Below are 3,516 nucleotides of genomic sequence, written 5' to 3'. Positions count from 1 at the left end.
AGAAAGCCTAGATTCTATTTGCCGTTTATTCTGATTTATCTCGTACAGTGGGTGCATTCTCACGAGTAAACTCGAATCCATACGCTTGATAGTCTCATAAAATAAAGCGATAGTTTAAGTTCTCTCTTACTCTCAAGGAATGAGTCGTATGAAAACGTTAAAGTCTTTCTTATCGAGTTTGCTGATACTTTCTGCTTTAGCTTGTGGTGAACTCTCTGCTGAGATCTATAAGTGGGTGGATGAGAATGGGCGGGTTCATTTCAGCGATCGGAAAGCTAAAGGGCAGACTGTTGAAGTTGTGCCGATTAAGGTAAATAGTCTCAAGACGGTCACGTATAGTTCGGCATCACCCCGCTCCTCAGTTGCTGATAGTAGTGAGTCAGCTCAGAATGCATTCTCGACTAAGAAAAATGTCATTATGTACTCAGCAAGTTGGTGTGGTTACTGTGCAAAAGCGAGAAAGTACTTCTCTAAGAATAATATCGCCTTTACAGAATATGATATTGAGAAAAGTAGAAAAGCACGTGAAGAATACGATGCGTTAGGGGCTAAAGGTGTCCCGGTTATTTTGGTTGGTAGGAAGAGAATGAACGGCTTCAGTGTTGGAGGGTTTGAGCAAATTTACCGTTAATTAAGCGCTAAAGTATAGCGATATAGTCGCCTTATCGGGCGCGTCTTATCTTCTTAGTAAATGTTTTTTTTAGCAGAAACCGCCATTTTAAATGGTTTCCTTTTTAGATGAATAATGTTGATTGTTAGGATGCATCATCATAACTAATGAATTCGATTCAATAAATATTACTATTTCTAATCGTTAAGGTGTTTTCAGTTAGGCTAAAGACCTTGTAAGGTCTTTAATAGCATTGTCATGAATATTTAAAGTCATATTTATAGCGTCGCAATAAAAGAATGTACCCATTATCTTTTATATTACCTGTCCGTAATTTCCTATCAATCTTAAATAGAATCCGTTGTTCTTATCCAAGGCAGGTAGCCTAGTACTTGTGATGTTTTCTCCGCATGGCTTTGTGCCAAGTTAAAGTTTTCAATCACAGGCGTGATGACATTGAACATTTTGATATTTTGAACGGTCGTTGAGATGACCTGTGTCGGTATTGAAGGATAGGTTTGTTGGAATTTAAGTGCGCTTTGCTGCGAAGAGAAAGCTGCAAGTTGCAGTATATAGCCATTTTCTAGTGTTACAGCCTTTTCAAAGGCAACGGCTGGCGCGGGAGCTGTGGTTTTAAACTTGAGAATTTGGCGTCCATCGGTTGCGCTACAGCGCTTATCACCGGCTTCCGGGTTTATTCTTTGCCTACAGTTAACTGCCCACTTACCTTTTTGCTCTTGCGTTACAACATAGTCAGACGCATTAATTTGACTATTGTATCGGGTACTTGGAATAGAAGAGGGAGCGCTTTGTGCAAAAGCGGGCTGACTTACAAGAATAGAGCTTAAAGCAACACTAGATATGGTTAAAAGAAAGTGACGCATTTTTATAATTCCTTAAATTAAAAATATCCCTAATAAATATAATAAAGCAATTTGTATGCCTGAATTTTAATGGAGCTTTTCTATTTAATGGGGGCTTTTATGCGCATTATTTTTAAAGTGAGAATAAATATTCTCACTTTAATTTTGTGTATTTTAAAATATTTGTTTTTTCTTCATAAATAAGTAGACTGGCTTTTGTTTTTTTATTGTAGTTATGGTGGATAGGGATGTTAGTGACGCCAATTAAGGAAATTCAGTTCGAAGATATGTCGGCTTTGCGTGAGCAATCTCAAAAGATTGGTTCCATGCTGAGTGAAGATTTGCGCGCATATACTAAGACGCTAACGGCTTTGTGCGCACCGCGTAAAGTATTAGGCGAGTTTATGCAGAGCGCTTCACGTGACAAGGTGGTTGGAGCGGAAAAAAACTTCTCTTTGTTGGAAGAGCGATACAAGGCTGTCATGCGTGACGCTTTTGGATTGTCTGCAAAGCTCTCAACACCCTTATCTGCTATTCATAATAAGTTATCACTGACGCCTTGGTGTTATTCTGAAGTCCTGGCTGGTTCTTCCTCACCTTTGATTTTCTCTACGCCTGTTCGATGGGTTTTAAGTTATGACTGTAGTTATGATTTAAGGGATTTGATTACAGATCGTATTGAGTCAGAAGAATTGCGCTATGAGGAGGTTTCCCCATTTGTTGTTCGCGCGTTAACTGTTTGGCTGCTATTTGAACAGAGCCCTGAATTGAAGCGAATGCTGGCCGGTCTTGGCTATGAGGTATCAATTGAGATACTACCTGAAATATCAGGCGATCTTCCTTATGTGGTTTTAACATCTATTGTTCCTGCGTTTCGTCCCCAAGATACATTGGTAGGTATGGTGTCTCAGCTGTCTGGTGGCTCCTCTTTTGAGGAGCTGGTGGATGTCGAAGGTATTGAGGGTATGCCGTTTTTGCTCAAGGATCGCTTATTGGAGCAGTTGGGCGGCGCTTAAAACTGCCCATGTGAGCGGTTTTGTGCTCGTTATGCCTGTTTAGATGATGGGTTGAGAGCAGGCTAACTTTATCTAGACTAGGGGTTTAGCTGTTTTTGAAAGTTGGCACGGGGTTTGAATAGGTAAGGTTACTTTTTTAAACCACAAAATCTAAGGAGAGATATATGCCAACTCCAGGTTATATGTCCATTGAGGGTGAAACTCAGGGCAACATCACTGAAGGCGCTAACAGCATGGATTCCATGGGTAACCGTTTTCAGGAAGATCACGAAAATGAGATTACAGTTCAGGGCTTTCAGCACCAGATCTTGATCCCACGTGATCCGCAAAGTGGACAGCCTAGTGGACAGCGTGTTCATGACGCATTGGTTATAAACAAAATTTATGACAAGTCTTCGCCAAAACTTTATGAAGCACTGACAAGTGGTGAACGTCTTCCTAAGATCGTTTTGAAGTGGTACCGCACTTCTATGACAGGTCAGCAGGAACACTACTTCACACATGAGCTTGAAGACGCAATGATTGTTGATATTAAGGCAAGTATGCCTAATTGTCAGGATCCTAATATGGCGCACTTCACTCACATGGAAGATATTTCGTTCACATATCGAAAAATCTCTTGGACACATGAAGTAGCTGGTACGTCTGGTTCTGATGACTGGCGTGCTCCGAAAACTTAATTTCTGTTTTTAAATTAAGTTTTTATTTGGCTGTCGATCTGCACTTAGCCGCAGATCTGACGGCCTTTTGTGTATTAGATCGTTTTAAATGGAATTAGCTAAAGGAGTTAGTATATGTTGCAGGGAGTAGAGAGATTTTTTAGGCAGTTGTTTTGTCTTATGTTGGTTCTCTCTTTAACGGGTTGTGTGTCGGTGAATATGACAGAAGAAAAGCCACCGGCGGGTATCGTTACACTTGCTATATATGCTCACCCTTTAACCAATATGGATCTGTCTGGTCGTCCCTCTCCGACTGTGATTCGTATTTACCAGTTACGTAAAGAAGTTGATTTTAATGAAGCCAGCTT

General features: G+C 40.5%; 5 protein-coding genes. 4 read left to right on the top strand and 1 reads right to left on the bottom strand.

Annotated features, from left to right (window positions below):
* The first annotated feature begins 148 nt into the window (after positions 1 to 148).
* Complete coding sequence (locus B4K11_RS10145; RefSeq protein ID WP_292959362.1) at positions 149 to 631, top strand: glutaredoxin family protein; 483 nt, start codon at positions 149 to 151, stop codon at positions 629 to 631.
* A gap of 326 nt (positions 632 to 957) precedes the next feature.
* On the opposite strand, the gene B4K11_RS10140 is transcribed toward B4K11_RS10145, so the two are convergent.
* A complete protein-coding gene (locus tag B4K11_RS10140; RefSeq protein ID WP_292959361.1) occupies positions 958 to 1,494 on the bottom strand; it encodes a hypothetical protein in 537 nt (178 codons plus the stop codon).
* A 227-nt stretch (positions 1,495 to 1,721) separates the two neighbouring features.
* Here B4K11_RS10140 and B4K11_RS10135 point away from each other — a divergent pair, with 227 nt between their 5' ends.
* The 3 genes from B4K11_RS10135 to tssJ all read left to right on the top strand — a co-directional run.
* Entirely contained in the window at positions 1,722 to 2,489 is a 768-nt protein-coding gene (locus tag B4K11_RS10135) for a hypothetical protein (protein ID WP_292959360.1), read from the top strand.
* A gap of 164 nt (positions 2,490 to 2,653) precedes the next feature.
* Entirely contained in the window at positions 2,654 to 3,169 is a 516-nt protein-coding gene (locus tag B4K11_RS10130; RefSeq protein WP_292959359.1) for an Hcp family type VI secretion system effector, read from the top strand.
* A 114-nt stretch (positions 3,170 to 3,283) separates the two neighbouring features.
* Positions 3,284 to 3,516 (top strand): type VI secretion system lipoprotein TssJ (tssJ, locus tag B4K11_RS10125; RefSeq protein WP_292959358.1); only part of this gene is annotated, 233 nt, incomplete at its 3' end.

Origin of the sequence: Neptuniibacter sp. UBA6509 (assembly GCA_002435145.1) — a bacterium.
In the GTDB taxonomy this organism is placed as follows: domain Bacteria; phylum Pseudomonadota; class Gammaproteobacteria; order Pseudomonadales; family Balneatricaceae; genus Neptuniibacter.
The sequence above is the reverse complement of the archived record's forward strand: the minus strand, read 5'-3'. Positions and strand labels throughout refer to the sequence as shown.

Coding starts and splice junctions, on each gene's coding strand:
- B4K11_RS10145 (WP_292959362.1), top strand. CDS start 149: ATGAAAACGTTAAAGTCTTTCTTATCGAGTTTGCTGATACTTTCTGCT.
- B4K11_RS10135 (WP_292959360.1), top strand. CDS start 1,722: ATGTTAGTGACGCCAATTAAGGAAATTCAGTTCGAAGATATGTCGGCT.
- B4K11_RS10140 (WP_292959361.1), bottom strand. CDS start 1,494: ATGCGTCACTTTCTTTTAACCATATCTAGTGTTGCTTTAAGCTCTATT.
- B4K11_RS10130 (WP_292959359.1), top strand. CDS start 2,654: ATGCCAACTCCAGGTTATATGTCCATTGAGGGTGAAACTCAGGGCAAC.